Below are 14,129 nucleotides of genomic sequence, written 5' to 3' on the forward strand. Positions count from 1 at the left end.
AGGGGTCAGCGGCTGAGCCCGGCATCGCCATCCCGACGCGGGAAGAACTGGAAGAAGGGCTCGGCCTCCGCGAGGGCGCGGGCATAGGAGGGGCGCGTTCGCAGGCGCTCGAAATAGGCCCAGAGAAGCGGATGGCTGTCGCGGAAGGACAGAGCGCGCTCGCCATAGAACAGCGCCGGGGCTGCCGCGCAGTCGGCCATGCTGAACTCCTCGCCCAGCGCCCATTGCCGCCCGCCGATCTCGGCTTCCAGCAGGTCATAGGCAGAGGCGAGCGTCGCCTTCGCCTCGGCGACGCCGAGCGCGTCGCGGCTCTCCTCCGGCCGCAGCCGATCGAGCACCACCTTCTGCATGGGAATGGCGACATAGAGATCGAAGAGCCGGTCGAGCCGCCTTGCTTCCAGTGCCGCGACCGGGTCCTGCGGCAGCAACGCCAGCTTGCCGGGATAATGCAGGACGAGATGCTCGATGATCAGGCTGGTCTCCGGCACGAGCTTGCCGAGCCGGTCGTCGCGCAGCAGCGGGAATTTTCCGAGCGGCCAGAGCTTCAGAAAGGCGGCACGCTCTGTGCGATCGCCGAGATTGACGAGATGCGGCGTGAACGGCGTCTCGTTTTCGTAGAGTGCGACCAGCACCTTCTGGCAGAAGCCGGAGAGCGGGTGGAAATAGAGCGTCAGGGACATGGCTTCGCGTTCCTGCTTCTTGGAAGGAGCGGGTTGAAGGACTTCGGTCGACAAGACGGCTGTTCAGGCGGGCGCCTGCTCCAGTGCGAGATAGTCGGCCAGCCGGTCGAAGCCGATGCGCGAGCCCTGCTCGCGCCAGTCGGGCTTGTCGTGTCCGTCGAGAAAGGCCGTCTGCTCGGTGAAGATGAGGCGGGTACCGGCCCTCTCGCGCCGGAACTCGATCGTCGCCAGCGAGACCGACAGGCGCAGATCGTCGCGCAGCAGTTCGTAGCTGTAGACGATGCGCTCGTCCGTCAGGATCTCCTGGAAGGTCGCGTTCATCGCGTAGACGCCACCCGGCCCCGGCGCGCCGCACATGGTCTCGCTGCCGCCCTCGCGGAAATCGAGGCTGTGCTGGCCGAGGCCGCCTTCGTCATGGCAGGCCGACCAGCGCCTTTTCGCAACGGGATCGGCGAAGGCGGCGAAGACGCGGGCAGGGCTCGCATCATAGCGACGCTCGATCGCGAAGCTGGCATGGACGACCGATCGTTCCGTCATGCGCCGTTCTCCTCTTCGGTTTCCGCAGCCTGTTCGGCAAGGAAGGCGCCGAGCCGGTTGAAGCGCCGCTCCCACAAGGTCCGGCGCTCGCTGATCCAGCGCTCGACCGCGCGTAGCGCCTGCGTCTCGAGCTGGCAGTTGCGGACGCGCCCGATCTTCTGCGAGCGCACCAGCCCGGCGCCTTCGAGCACGGCGAGATGCTGGACCACGGCCGACAGCGTCATCTGCAAGGGAGCTGCGAGCTCGCTGACGCTGGCCGGCCCCTCGCTGAGCCGCTGCACCATCTGCCGGCGGTTCGGGTCCGCCAAGGCCTGGAACATCAGATCGAGCTGGTCTGGTTGGTGAAGCATGCGCTTAAGTATCGCAGCCCAAGCAGCCTGTCGAGAGAAACTTTAGCACTCACTAAAGTTTATGACCGAACCCCGGCGCGACATCCGGCGCATTGCCTCCAGCGGCTCCGAGCGGCTATGAATCCCGGCACGCTCCCTTATCCCGCGTGCGCCATTCAACCGTCTGCGCCAGCCGCCGGAGCTTTTGCCATGCGTATCGAGAACGACCCGAAGCTGGATTTCCGCGACGTGCTGATCCGGCCGAAGCGCTCGACGCTCGCCAGCCGTTCGGAGGTCGACGTCAATCGCAGCTTCCATTTCGCCCATACCGGCCGCGAATGGAGCGGCTTCCCGCTGATCGCCGCCAATATGGACGTGGTCGGGACGATGGCGATGGCGCGCGCGCTCTTGAAGCACGGCGCCATGGTCGCCCTGCACAAGCATTACGACGCGGAAGAGCTGATCGCCTTCTTCAAGGAGCCGGGTTCGGTCAACGCCTTCTATTCGCTGGGCACGACCGATTCCGACCATGACAAGCTCAAGGCCGTCCATGCCAAGGCGCCGATCGACAAGATCTGCCTCGACGTCGCCAATGGCTACACCGAGAAATTCGTCGACACGGTCAAGGCGACGCGCGAGGCCTTCCCGAACGCGGCGATCATGGCCGGCAACGTCGTCACCGGCGACATGACCGAGGCGCTGATCCTGGCCGGTGCCGACATCGTCAAGGTCGGCATCGGTCCGGGCTCGGTCTGCACCACCCGCAAGATGACCGGCGTCGGCTATCCGCAGCTCTCGGCGATCATCGAATGCGCCGATGCGGCACACGGCCTCAAAGGGCTGGTCTGCGGCGATGGCGGGCTGACCGTTCCGGGCGACGTCGCCAAGGCCTATGGCGGCGGCGCCGATTTCGTGATGATGGGCGGCATGCTCGCCGGCCATGACGAATGCGAGGGCGAGATCCGTTATGAGGAGCGCGACGGCGAGAAGGTGCCGGTCGCGATGGTGTTCTACGGCATGTCCTCGGACACGGCGATGAACAAATACGCCGGCGGCGTCGCCAAATACCGGGCCTCCGAGGGCAAGACCGTCGAGGTGTCCTATCGCGGCCCGGTCGAGGGCACGATGCAGGAGATCATGGGCGGGGTCCGCTCGGCGATGACCTATATCGGCGCGGTCCGCCTCAAGGAGATGTCGAAGCGTACCAGCTTCATCCTGGTCGGCGCCCAGCTCAACACCGTGTTCGGCAATTGAGCGAAGCCGATATCGCCATCATCGGCGCCGGCCCGGCTGGGCTGATCGCTGCCGAGCGGCTGGCACAGGCCGGACACCGGGTGGCGCTCTACGAACGCATGCCTTCGCCGGCGCGCAAATTCCTGCTCGCCGGGCGCGGCGGACTCAACCTGACCCATTCCGAGCCGCTCGACGGATTTCTCGACCGCTATGGCGAAGCGCGCGACTGGCTGGAGCCGGCGATCCGGGCCTTCCCGCCGGAGGCATTGCGCGACTGGGCCGACGGGCTCGGCGCCGAGAGCTTCGTGGGCTCGAGCGGCAGGGTCTTCCCGAAGGCGATGAAGGCCTCGCCGCTGCTGCGCGCCTGGCTGGCGCGGCTCGCCGGGCTCGGCGTCAGACTGCATTCCGGCCGGCTCTGGACAGGCTGGGACGAGAGCGGCGCGCTGCACTTCGAGAATCGCGACGGAACGGTCGAAACGCTTCGTCCGGCAGCGACGCTGCTGGCGCTCGGCGGCGCGAGCTGGCCAAGGCTCGGCTCGGATGGCGGCTGGCAGGAGATCCTGGCGGCAAGGGGCGTCGCGGTCGCGCCGCTAAGGCCCGCCAATGCCGGTTTCTCGGTCGACTGGTCGGCGCTGATGCGCGAGCGCTTCGCCGGGGTGCCACTGAAGCGGATCGCGCTGTCCTTCGCCGGGCGGCGCGTTACAGGCGAGGCGATGATCGACGCCAACGGCATCGAGGGCGGTGCGATCTATGCGCTGTCGGGGCCTTTGCGCGAGACGATCGCACGCAGCGGCCATGCCGATCTTGCCGTCGACCTGCGCCCCGATCTCGACGAGGCCGCGCTCGCCGCCCGCCTCGCACGCCGCCGCGCCGGCGAGACGCTCAGCAACCATCTGCGCAAGGCGGCCGGCCTGTCGCCGGTCGCGATCGCGGTGCTGCGCGACGCGGCAGGCGGTCCGCTGCCGACGGAGACCAACGACCTCGCAAGGCTGATCAAGACCGCATCACTGCGGCTGACCGGGACGGCGCCGATCACCCGCGCCATCTCGACGGCTGGCGGCATCCGGGCAGAGGAGATCGACGCAGGCTTCATGCTGAAGCGCCTGCCCGGTGTCTTCGTCGCCGGCGAGATGCTCGACTGGGAGGCCCCGACCGGCGGCTACCTGCTGCAGGCCTGCTTTGCCACCGGCGTCGCCGCGGCCGAGGGGATCGGGCGGTTTCTAAACAAGCCCTCATCCTGAGGAGCGGGCTTCAGCCCGCGTCTCGAAGGATGTTTCAGGAGGCTCGGGAGATTTCTGGAGTATCCTTCGAGACGGCCCTGCGGGCCTCCTCAGGATGAGGTCGCTCTCAGTTCAATCCCTTCAGCCGGTAGAGCGCTTCCAGCGCCTCGCGTGGCGTCATCTCGTCGAGATCGAGCCCGGCGAGCGCCTCCCTGAGCAGATCGGGACCGGCAGCGACCGCAGGCGCGGGCGGCGGGCTGCGCAATTGCGCGGCGAAAAGCGGGAGGTCGTCGACTAGCGCCGCGACCGGCTTCTCGCGCTCGCTCTTCTCGAGCTCGCCGAGAATGGCGCGGGCGCGCTCGACCACGGCCGGGGGCAGGCCGGCGAGCTTGGCGACCTGGATGCCGTAGGAACGGTCGGCGGCGCCGGGTACGACCTCGTGCAGGAAGACCACTTCGCCATTCCATTCGGTGACGCGCACGGTGGCGTTGACAACCCGGTCGAGCCGTTCCGCCAGCGCGGTCAGCTCGTGATAATGCGTCGCGAACAGGGCCCGGCAGCGATTGGCCTCGTGCAGATGCTCGATCGCCGCCCAGGCGATCGAGAGCCCGTCGAAGGTCGCGGTGCCGCGGCCGATCTCGTCGAGGATGACCAGCGCCCGTGGCCCGGCCTGGTTCAGGATCGCGGCGGTCTCGACCATCTCGACCATGAAGGTCGAACGTCCCCGGGCGAGATCGTCAGCGGCACCGACGCGCGAGAACAGCCGGTCGACCACGCCGATATGGGCGCTTTGCGCCGGTACGAAGGAGCCCATCTGCGCCAGCACGGCGATCAGTGCGTTCTGACGCAGGAAGGTCGACTTACCGGCCATGTTCGGGCCGGTGATCAGGCAGATGCGGCCGTCCCGGCTTTTGCCGGCCGCCGAAAGCTCGCTGTCATTGGCGACGAAGGGCTGGCCCTCGCGCTTCAGCGCCGCCTCGACCACGGGATGGCGGCCCGCCTTGATCGCGAAGGCCGCGCCCTCGTCGACGAGCGGCCGGGTCCAGCCGCCATCGACCGCGAGCTCCGCCAGCGCGGCGGCGACGTCGATCGCGGCCAGCGCCAGCGCCGCCGCCTTGATCGGCTCGGCCTGGGCCAGCACCGCCGCGGTCAGATCGGCGAAGATCGACAATTCCAGCTTCAGCGCCCGGTCGGCGGCCGAGGCGATCTTGGCCTCGAGCTCGCCGAGCTCGACCGAGGAGAAGCGCATCGCGTCCGACATGGTCTGGCGGTGCACGAAGACGGCGCGCCAGGGCTCCCTCAGGAAGTCCTCGCCGACGGCCTGCGGCACCTCGACGAAGTAGCCGAGCATGGAATTATGCTTGATGCGCAGCGTCCGGCAGCCGGTCTCGGCCGCGTAGCGGGCCTGGAGCTGGGCGATCACCTTGCGCGAATCGACCTGCAGCAGCCGCAATTCGTCGAGCGCCCCGTCGAAGCCCTCGCGCACGAAGCGACCGTCGCGCTTCAGCAGCGGCAGCTCCTCGGCGAGCGTCGCCGAAAGACGGGCGCCGAGATCGGGATCGGTGCGGCCGAGCGCCAATGCCGCCTCGCGCAGTTCCGGCGGGATCTCGCCATGGCGCAGCAAGGCGGCGGCGATGGCGCGGGCCGCTTCCAGCCCGGCGCCGAGCGCGGCGAGATCACGCGGTCCGCCGCGGTCGAGCGCCAGGCGCGACAGGGCGCGGGCGATGTCGGGGACCCGCGCGAGATCGCGGCGCAGATCCTCGCGCAGCCCGGGGGCCTCGACGAGGGCGGCGACGGCATCGTGCCGGCCCGCGATTTCCAGGGGGTCGGTGAGCGGCCCGGCGAGACGCTCGGCCAGGAGCCGGCTGCCGCCCGGCGTCTGCGTCCGGTCGATGGTGGCGAGCAAGCTGCCGGCGCGCTCGCCGGACAGAGTGCGCATCAGTTCGAGATTGGCCCGGGTGGCGGCGTCGATCAGCATGGTCGCGCTCTCGCCCTCGCGCCGCGGCGGCGAGAGCGGCGGGCGGGCGCCGAACTGGGTGCGCTCGACATAGGCGAGCGCAGCGGCGGCGGCGGCGATCTCGGCGCGGCTGAAGGCGCCGAAGGCATCGAGCGTGGCGACGCCGAAGAACTCCTTCAGCCGCCTTTCTCCGGAGGCCGGATCGAGTCCTTCGCGCGCCAGCGGCGTCACGGCGGCCGGCACGTCGCGCCAGATCTCCTTCAGCTCGGGATCCTCATGGATCGCATCCGGGCAGACGATCTCGCGCGGATCGAGACGCGCCAGCTCGACGGGCAGGCCACGCGCATCGGTCTCCAGCACACTGAAGCGGCCGGTCGAGATGTCGACGGCGGCGATGCCATAGGCATAGCCGACATCGCTGAGCCGACGCCGCGCCACGGCGACGAGCAGGCTGGCGCGACCAGGTTCGAGCAGCCGCTCCTCGGTGATGGTGCCGGGCGTGACGAGGCGGACGACATCGCGCTTCACCACCGATTTGGCGCCGCGTTTCTTGGCTTCGGCCGGGTCCTCGGTCTGTTCGCAGACCGCGACGCGATGACCGGCGGCGATCAGGCGCTGGAGATAGTCGTCGGCCCGGTCGACCGGGACGCCGCACATGGCGATATCCTCGCCGAGATGCTTGCCGCGCTTGGTCAGCACGATGCCGAGCGTGCGCGAGGCGATCTCGGCGTCCGCGAAGAACAATTCGTAGAAATCGCCCATCCGGTAGAACAGCAGGCTGTCCGGATTGGCGGTCTTGATCTCGATGTACTGCGCCATCATCGGCGTGACGCGGCCGGGATCGGCGCTCGCGGCAGTGGCGGCAGGGGGTGTCTTGGTGTCGCGGGGAGAGGTGCTGTGCATCGCGCCGGCACGCTAGCAAATCGTGGCGGCAAGGCCATCCGTTAGGGAGACTTTCAACAATTGAAAGCAGGCTCAGCACGCCATTTTCCGGCCGAAGGCCCCCATGTCGCTGCTGATCAACCTCGTCGAGAGCCTTTCCTTCCTGCTGCTCGCCGCGCTGGTGGTGACCGTCGTCGCGCCTTGGCTCGACCAGCGGCCGATCCTGCGCCAGGTCGCCATCGGCGTCCTGCTCGCAGCGGCGGCGCTGTGCAGCATGACCTTTCCCTTCGTCATGGAAGCCGGCCTGGTCGTCGACTCCCGCAACACGCTCGCCATCCTCGCCGGACCGATCGGCGGGCCGATAGCGGCCGTGCTGACTGCGCTGCCGCTCGCGGCGCTGCGCTACAGCCAGGGCGGGGTCGGCATGGCGACAGGCCTGGCCGGCATCGTCCTCAATGCCCTGGCGGGCGTCGCCTATGCCGCCTGGCTGGCGCGCCAGCGCCGACCCTTCCGGCTGGGCGACTTCGTCGTGCTCAGCCTGATCGGCGCGGTCTGCCTCTTGCTCTCCGTGCTGTTCATGCCGAGCCGGGCGGTGGCCGAACGCTTCCTGCGCGATGCGGTGCCGACGATCATCCTGGTCAACGCGATCGGCACGGTGCTGGTCGGGCTCGTCGTCCATAATGACCGCGAACGCCGCGACACCGCCTATCGGCTGCGCTCGCTGATGCAACGGGCGCCGGGCACGCTGTACCAGCGCATCGCCCATCCCGACGGCTCGCTGAGCTATCATTTCGCCTCCTTCGCGATCGACCGGCTGCTGGGGATCACCAAGGAGGAGGTCGAGCGCGACCCGGAAGCCTGGCTCGGCAAGATGTTGCCCGAGGACCGGGCGCGCTTCGAGGCGGCCCGCGCCGACCCGCGGAGCTACGGCGATTTCTGGCGCTTCGAGGCGCGCTATGCCGGCGTCGACGGCGGCGTCGTCTGGCTGCGCAGCGAAGCGACATGCCGCCGTCTCGCCGACGGCACGGTGATCTGGGACGGCATCCTGCTCGACACCACCCCCGAGAGGTCGCTCGAGACCCGGCGCGACGAAATCGAGAGCTTGCGCCGCTCGGCGCTCGAGGAGCTCGCGGGCAATCTCGAGGTCACAGTCGGCAAGGCCTTGCGTCAGGTCGGTGAATCGGCCCGCGACATGCACGAGGCGGCACAGCAGATGGCGGCGAATGCCGACCAGACGACCCAGCGGGCGGTCGACGTCACCCAGCAGGCGCAGCTCGCCTCGCACCGCGTCGGCAGCGTGGCGCTGGCGGCCGAGGAGATCGACGCCTCGATCCGCGAGCTGACCCGGCAGACCGGGCTGGCGGCGGAGAAGGCGCAGCTGGCGGCGAGCCATGTCCGCTCGACCCGGCGGGACGTCAACGGCCTCGCCTTGGCCACCGATCAGGTCGGCGCGGTGCTCGCCTTCATCGAGGACATCGCGGCGCGCACCAATCTCCTGGCGCTGAACGCGACCATCGAGGCGGCGCGGGCCGGCGCCGCCGGGCGCGGCTTCGCGGTGGTTGCCGGCGAGGTCAAGAACCTCGCCGAGCAGACCCAGAAGGCGACCCGCGACATCGCGGCGACGCTGGAGGAGATCCGCGCCGCCGCCGCGACCGCGGCCGAGGCCGTCGGGCAGATCGAGGAGACGATGGGCACGATCGAGACGACCTCGGGCACGATCGCCCGCGTCGTCAACATGCAAGGGACGATCGCCTCTGGCATCGCCGCCGACGCTCTGGCCGTCGCCGGCTCGACGACGACGGTGACCGGCAACGTCGCGGCACTCGGCGACGAGGCGCGCTCGACCGGCGAAACCGCCTCGCGGGTGGTCGAGGCGGCCGGGCGCGTCAGCGAGCAGGCGGTCGAGCTCGACCGCTATGTCGTCGACTTCGTCGCGCGCGTCCGCGGCCGGCTCTGAAGGCGACGCGCCGACACCGCACCTGCGAAGCGCGTGCCGCAGTGCGATCTTCTCCACGCCGGCAAGAGTAACGCGCCGCAATCGCGCCTTGTGGAGCGCAGGCGCACTGCCCTATGGTCGTTTCCCCCCGAGGAAACGCTCATAAAGAACGACGGCATGAACGATCGCCCGCCAATCAAACGCACCCGCCCGACCTTCACCGACCAGGAAGCATTGCTGTTCCACTCGCAAGGCAGGCCGGGCAAGCTCGAAATCGTTCCGACCAAGCCGATGGCGACCCAGCGCGACCTGTCGCTGGCCTATTCGCCGGGCGTCGCCGTGCCGGTCCTGGCGATCGCGGAAGATCCGTCCAGGGCCTATGACTACACGACACGCTCCAACCTGGTGGCGGTGATCACCAACGGCACCGCGATCCTCGGCCTCGGCAATCTCGGCGCCCTCGCCTCCAAGCCGGTGATGGAGGGCAAATCGGTCCTGTTCAAGCGCTTCGCCGACGTCGATTCAATCGATCTCGAGGTCGATACCGAGGACGCCGACAAGTTCATCGACTCGGTGCGCTATCTCGGCCCCTCCTTCGGCGGCATCAATCTCGAGGACATCAAGGCGCCGGAATGCTTCATCATCGAGCAGCGCCTGCGCGAGCTGATGGACATTCCGGTCTTCCATGACGACCAGCACGGCACCGCGATCATCGCCGCCGCCGGCCTGATCAATGCGCTCGACCTGACCGGGCGCGACATCCAGACGACCAGGCTCGTCATCAACGGCGCCGGCGCCGCCGCCATCGCCTGCATCGAGCTGCTCAAGGCGATGGGCTTCAAGCCCGAGAACGTCATCCTCTGCGATACCAAGGGCGTGATCTATCAGGGTCGCACCGAGGGCATGAACCAGTGGAAATCGGCTCATGCCGCCGTCACCGACCGGCGCACCCTCACGGAAGCGATGAAGGGAGCGGACGCCTTCTTCGGCCTGTCGCAGAAGGGGTCGGTGACGCCCGAGATGGTCGCCTCCATGGCGGACAACCCGATCATCTTCGCCATGGCCAACCCGGATCCCGAGATCACGCCGGAGGAGGTCGCGGCGGTGCGCGACGACGCGATCATGGCGACCGGCCGCTCGGATTATCCGAACCAGGTCAACAACGTGCTGGGCTTCCCCTTCATCTTCCGTGGCGCGCTCGATGTGCGCGCCACGACGATCAACATGGAGATGAAGATCGCCGCCGCCGAGGCGCTGGCGATGCTGGCCCGCGAGGACGTGCCCGACGAGGTCGCCGCCGCCTATCAGGGCGCGCGCCCGCGCTATGGCAAGGAATACATCATCCCGGTCCCGTTCGACCCGCGCCTGATCCATGTCGTGCCGATGGCCGTCGCCAAGGCGGCGATGGAATCCGGCGTCGCCGGCAAGCCGATCATCGACACCGCCGACTACAAGGCGCAGCTCTCGGCGAGGCGCGACCCGGTCGCCGGCACGCTCAACCGCATCACCGAGCGCGTCCGCCGCTATCCGAAGCGGGTCGTCTTCGCCGAAGGCGAGGAGGAGCAGGTGATCCGCGCCGCCGCCTCCTTCGTCAACCAGGGGCTCGGCCACGCCATCCTGATCGGCCGCGAGGATCGGATCACCGCGACCGCGACCTTCCTCGGCGTCGACCTCGCCGCCAAGGGCATCGAGGTCCAGAACGCCCGGCTTTCGCATCGCAACAGCGCCTATGCGCAATATCTCTATGAGCGCCTGCAACGGCAGGGCTATCTGTTCCGCGACTGCCAGCGCCTGATCAACCAGGACCGCAATCATTTCGCGGCCGCCATGGTGGCGCTGGGCGATGCCGATGCGATGGTGACCGGCGTCACCCGCAATTATTCGATCGCGCTCGAGGAGGTTCGCCGCGTCATCGACGAGAAGCCGGGCCATCGCGTCATCGGCGTCTCCGTGGTGGTCGCGCGCGGGCGCACCGTGCTCGTCGCCGATACGGCGATCCACGAAATGCCGACGGCGCGCGAGCTCTCCGAGATCGCCATCGAGGCGGCCGGCGTGGCGCGGCGCCTCGGCTACGAGCCGAAGGTCGCGATGCTCGCGTTCTCCTCCTTCGGCCACCCGCCGGGCGAGCGCTCGGCGAAGGTGCGCGAGGCGGTCGCGATCCTCGACAATCAGCGCGTCGACTTCGAGTATGACGGCGAGATGGCCGCCGATGTCGCGCTGAACCGCGATCTGATGGCGCAGTATCCGTTCTGCCGCCTGACCGGCCCGGCCAACGTCCTGGTCATGCCGGCATTCCACTCGGCCTCGATCTCGACCAAGATGCTGCAGGAACTCGGCGGCTCGACCGTAATCGGCCCGCTGATCGTCGGCCTCGACAAGCCGGTGCAGATCGTGCCGCTCGGCGCCAAGGATTCCGACATCGTCAACATGGCGGCATTGGCGGCGTTCAACATCGGCGGGTGAGAAAATTCGCCTGTCGTTCCGGGGCGGGCCGAAGGCCCGAGCCCGGAATCCATGAACACGACGACCATGTAAAAAAGGGCGGCCAACGTGCCGCCCTTTTTCTGCATTTTCAGCGGATACAGGTTCCGGGCTCGTGGCTTCGCCGCGCCCCGGAAAGACGGCGAGCGTCAGTTCGTCCTGGGACCGAGATCGCGCGGGGCGGCGTTGACCGTGACGATCTGGCCGTTGCGCAGCTCGAGCACGGCGAGACCGCGCTCGTTCTGGCCATCGGCCCGGAAGCGGAAGACGCCGTCGGCACCGGCGAAGCCGGACGGATTGGTCAGCACGGATTCGGAAAAGCGCTGGCTTCCTTGCGTGCGGGCGAGCGCCGCCGCGAGCGAGACCGCGTCATAGGCGAGCGTCGCGGTGCGGGTCGGCGAGCTGTTGAAGCGCTTCTGGTAGCGACCGGCGAAAGCGTTGAAGCCAGCCATATCGGGCGAGGCGAACCAGCCACCCTGAATGGCGGGGATGCGGGCGACGGCGGCATCGTTCCAGACGCCTGTGCCGAGCGGCTTGATCTTGGCCGGATCGTAGCCGGCCTGCTGCAGGATCAGGCCGAGCTGCGGCATGGCGTTGGCATCGCCCGGCACGAACAGCGCATCGGCCTGCTGCAGGGCCGGCGCCAGCCGGCCGGCGGAGGCGCGCATGCTGTTGGCGTCGGCGCCGAAGCGCTCGATCACGACGGCGCGCGCGCCGCGATCGGCCACCGCCTGCTGGAAGGCGGCCTCGACGACCTTGCCATAGGCGGTGTCCGGCACCATCGCGGCGAAGGATTTGCGGCCCTGCGAGGAGGCATAGGCGATCACCCGGTTGACGTCGTTCTCGGGCGGGAAGGACAGCAGATAGACGCCGCGCGTGGCGACATTGCTGTCGCTGGAGAAGGCGATCACCGGCTTGCCGGCGCCACGGGCCACCTGCGCCACGGCCTGGACCGAGGGGGCGAAGAGCGGGCCGATGATCAGTTCGGCGCCTTCGCGCAGCGCCGCCTGGGCGGCGGCCTGGGCTCCGTCGGGCGTGCCGCGATCATCCTTGAGCAGCAAGGTCAGGTCGGCGCCGGGGAATTCGGCCAGCGCCATCTCGGCGGCGTTCTTCAAGGAGTTGCCGACGGTCGCGCCTGCGCCTTCCGCGGTCAGCGGCAGGATCAGCCCGACCTTGACCGAGCCGGTCCCGAGCGTCGGGCCGGTCGGAGCCGCAGGAGCCCCGCCGGCTGCGCCGTCGAAGCCGGGCAAACCGGAGGTGCCGCCACTGCAGGCGGTGAGCAGGAGCGTGGCGCCGCTGGCCAGAATCAGCCGCCGCGAGACGCCGACGAGGGGCGCCTGATCTGGAGTTCCAACTGGGCGCGACACGGGTTTTGTCTCCACTGCTGGGCGGGGCGCATCGTCACGACGGCGCCCGGCGGTGCGTATCCCCCCGGATAATGGGAGAATACCTGCCAGCCAGGGATGGTATTTTCAAGCTGTTAACTATGAGTTGCCATCGGCGCGATGGTATACGGACGGCGCCTGTGGCAGTTTCGCCGCCATGTCAGCACCTTCTCCCGCCGCGCCGCCCCCGGGCCGCGCCAAAGATGCCTCGCCGAGCTACACCGCCTTCGGACTGCGGGCCGAGGCCGAGCCACTGGCGCCCGGCCTGCACATCGTCGCGACGCCGATCGGCAACCTCAAGGACATTTCGTTCCGCGCGCTTTCGACCCTCGCCGCCGCCGACGCCGTCCTGGCCGAGGACACCCGCACCTCGAAGACGCTGCTGGCGCATTACGGCATCGCGACGCCGCTCCTGCCCTATCATGAGCACAATGCCGCGCAGATGCGCCCGAAAATCCTCGAGAAGCTGCGCCAGGGCGGCAAGCTCGCGCTGATCTCGGATGCCGGCACGCCCTTGGTCTCCGACCCCGGCTACAAGCTCGTCGCCGAGCTGGTGGCGGAGGGCCTGCCGGTCACCGGCATCCCCGGCCCCTCCGCCGTATTGGCGGCGCTGGTGCTCGCCGGCCTGCCGACCGACCGCTTCTTCTTCGAGGGCTTCCTGCCGCCGAAGAGCGCGGCGCGCAAAGCCCGGCTGACCGAGCTTTCCACCATCCCCGGCACGCTGGTCTTCTTCGAATCGCCGCGCCGGCTCGCCGAGATGCTGGGCGACGCGGCGATGGTGCTCGGCGAAAGGCCGGGCGCGGTCGCGCGCGAGCTGACCAAATATTACGAGAATGTCCGCCGCGGCGCGCTGTCCGAGCTCGCCGCCCATTATGACGAGTCCGAGGAGGCACGCGGCGAGATCGTGGTGATCATCGGCCCGCCGGACGCCGCCGCCCTGGCTCCGAGCGGCGCCACGCTCGACGAGGCGCTACGGGCGGCGCTCGAAACGCTGTCGCTGAAGGAAGCCGTGGCGCAGGTCACCGCCGCCAGCGGCCAGCCGCGGCGCCTGGTCTATGCCCGTGCCCTCGAGCTGACGCGGACGCCGTGAGCGAGGCGGCCCGCAGCCGTCGTGCCCGCCGCTCCGGTCTTTCCGGGCGCCGCGGCGAATGGCTCGCAGTGCTCTATCTCGGCGCCAAGGGCTATCGCCTGCTGGAACGGCGCTTCGGCGGCAAGGGCGGCGAGATCGACCTGATCATGGCGCGCGGCAGGAGCATCGCTTTCGTCGAGGTCAAGCGCCGCGCGACGCTCGACGAAGCCGCAGGCACGATCACCGCCGACAAAAGGCGCCTGATCGAGGCGCGCATCCGGCAATGGCTGGCCCGCAATCCCTGGGCGATGCAGCGCCATTTGCGGGCCGATGTGGTCTTCCTCGCGCCCTGGCGCCTGCCGCGCCATGTCCCCGCCGTCTTCGAGCTCACGCTCTGACGCAGAGCTCCCCTCTTGCGCA

The 14,129-nt window shown here is 69.0% G+C and carries 11 protein-coding genes; 6 read left to right on the plus strand and 5 right to left on the minus strand.

What is annotated here, in order from left to right; all coding sequences use genetic code 11:
- Positions 1 to 5: 5 nt before the first annotated feature.
- The 3 genes from ACWGRX_RS11215 to ACWGRX_RS11225 all read right to left on the minus strand — a co-directional run bounded on the left by ACWGRX_RS11215 (position 6) and on the right by ACWGRX_RS11225 (position 1,567).
- Positions 6 to 680, minus strand: a complete 675-nt coding sequence (locus ACWGRX_RS11215) for a glutathione S-transferase family protein (protein ID WP_452117596.1) — start codon at positions 678 to 680, stop codon at positions 6 to 8.
- A 63-nt stretch (positions 681 to 743) separates the two neighbouring features.
- The gene (locus ACWGRX_RS11220) at positions 744 to 1,217 is read right to left on the minus strand and encodes an SRPBCC family protein (RefSeq protein WP_452117597.1); all 474 of its coding nucleotides are present in this window, start codon (positions 1,215 to 1,217) and stop codon (positions 744 to 746) included.
- Entirely contained in the window at positions 1,214 to 1,567 is a 354-nt protein-coding gene (locus tag ACWGRX_RS11225; RefSeq protein ID WP_452117598.1) for an ArsR/SmtB family transcription factor, read from the minus strand. The genes ACWGRX_RS11220 and ACWGRX_RS11225 overlap by 4 nt, the downstream gene beginning before the upstream one ends.
- Before the next feature lie 189 nt (positions 1,568 to 1,756).
- On the opposite strand from ACWGRX_RS11225, the gene ACWGRX_RS11230 reads away from it, so the two are divergent.
- Complete coding sequence (locus ACWGRX_RS11230; protein WP_291639395.1) at positions 1,757 to 2,800, plus strand: GMP reductase; 1,044 nt, start codon at positions 1,757 to 1,759, stop codon at positions 2,798 to 2,800.
- Complete coding sequence (locus ACWGRX_RS11235) at positions 2,797 to 4,020, plus strand: TIGR03862 family flavoprotein (protein ID WP_452117599.1); 1,224 nt, start codon at positions 2,797 to 2,799, stop codon at positions 4,018 to 4,020. Before ACWGRX_RS11230 ends, ACWGRX_RS11235 begins: the two co-directional genes overlap by 4 nt.
- Positions 4,021 to 4,126: 106 nt before the next feature.
- On the opposite strand, the gene mutS is transcribed toward ACWGRX_RS11235, so the two are convergent.
- The gene (mutS, locus tag ACWGRX_RS11240) at positions 4,127 to 6,859 is read right to left on the minus strand and encodes a DNA mismatch repair protein MutS (protein ID WP_452117600.1); all 2,733 of its coding nucleotides are present in this window, start codon (positions 6,857 to 6,859) and stop codon (positions 4,127 to 4,129) included.
- A gap of 103 nt (positions 6,860 to 6,962) precedes the next feature.
- Here mutS and ACWGRX_RS11245 point away from each other — a divergent pair, with 103 nt between their 5' ends.
- Together ACWGRX_RS11245 and ACWGRX_RS11250 are read left to right on the plus strand one after the other, a co-directional pair.
- Positions 6,963 to 8,795, plus strand: a complete 1,833-nt coding sequence (locus ACWGRX_RS11245) for a methyl-accepting chemotaxis protein (RefSeq protein ID WP_452117601.1) — start codon at positions 6,963 to 6,965, stop codon at positions 8,793 to 8,795.
- A gap of 156 nt (positions 8,796 to 8,951) precedes the next feature.
- Positions 8,952 to 11,237, plus strand: a complete 2,286-nt coding sequence (locus ACWGRX_RS11250) for an NADP-dependent malic enzyme (protein ID WP_452117602.1) — start codon at positions 8,952 to 8,954, stop codon at positions 11,235 to 11,237.
- 167 nt (positions 11,238 to 11,404) lie between these two features.
- On the opposite strand, the gene ACWGRX_RS11255 is transcribed toward ACWGRX_RS11250, so the two are convergent.
- A complete protein-coding gene (locus ACWGRX_RS11255; RefSeq protein WP_452117603.1) occupies positions 11,405 to 12,622 on the minus strand; it encodes a penicillin-binding protein activator in 1,218 nt (405 codons plus the stop codon).
- A 175-nt stretch (positions 12,623 to 12,797) separates the two neighbouring features.
- Here ACWGRX_RS11255 and rsmI point away from each other — a divergent pair, with 175 nt between their 5' ends.
- The gene (rsmI, locus tag ACWGRX_RS11260; RefSeq protein ID WP_452117604.1) at positions 12,798 to 13,730 is read left to right on the plus strand and encodes a 16S rRNA (cytidine(1402)-2'-O)-methyltransferase; all 933 of its coding nucleotides are present in this window, start codon (positions 12,798 to 12,800) and stop codon (positions 13,728 to 13,730) included.
- Positions 13,727 to 14,107: a YraN family protein gene (locus ACWGRX_RS11265; RefSeq protein WP_452117605.1), complete on the plus strand. Its 381-nt coding sequence runs from the start codon at positions 13,727 to 13,729 to the stop codon at positions 14,105 to 14,107. Before rsmI ends, ACWGRX_RS11265 begins: the two co-directional genes overlap by 4 nt.
- The last annotated feature ends 22 nt before the right edge of the window (positions 14,108 to 14,129 follow it).

This window comes from Allobosea sp. NPDC055594 (assembly GCF_053618995.1).

Bases quoted from the DNA above. Each gene is read 5' to 3' on its own strand.
- ACWGRX_RS11215 (WP_452117596.1), bottom strand. From the start codon at position 680: ATGTCCCTGACGCTCTATTTCCACCCGCTCTCCGGCTTCTGCCAGAAG.
- ACWGRX_RS11225 (WP_452117598.1), bottom strand. From the start codon at position 1,567: ATGCTTCACCAACCAGACCAGCTCGATCTGATGTTCCAGGCCTTGGCG.
- mutS (WP_452117600.1), bottom strand. From the start codon at position 6,859: ATGCACAGCACCTCTCCCCGCGACACCAAGACACCCCCTGCCGCCACT.
- ACWGRX_RS11245 (WP_452117601.1), top strand. From the start codon at position 6,963: ATGTCGCTGCTGATCAACCTCGTCGAGAGCCTTTCCTTCCTGCTGCTC.
- ACWGRX_RS11250 (WP_452117602.1), top strand. From the start codon at position 8,952: ATGAACGATCGCCCGCCAATCAAACGCACCCGCCCGACCTTCACCGAC.
- ACWGRX_RS11230 (WP_291639395.1), top strand. From the start codon at position 1,757: ATGCGTATCGAGAACGACCCGAAGCTGGATTTCCGCGACGTGCTGATC.
- ACWGRX_RS11220 (WP_452117597.1), bottom strand. From the start codon at position 1,217: ATGACGGAACGATCGGTCGTCCATGCCAGCTTCGCGATCGAGCGTCGC.
- rsmI (WP_452117604.1), top strand. From the start codon at position 12,798: ATGTCAGCACCTTCTCCCGCCGCGCCGCCCCCGGGCCGCGCCAAAGAT.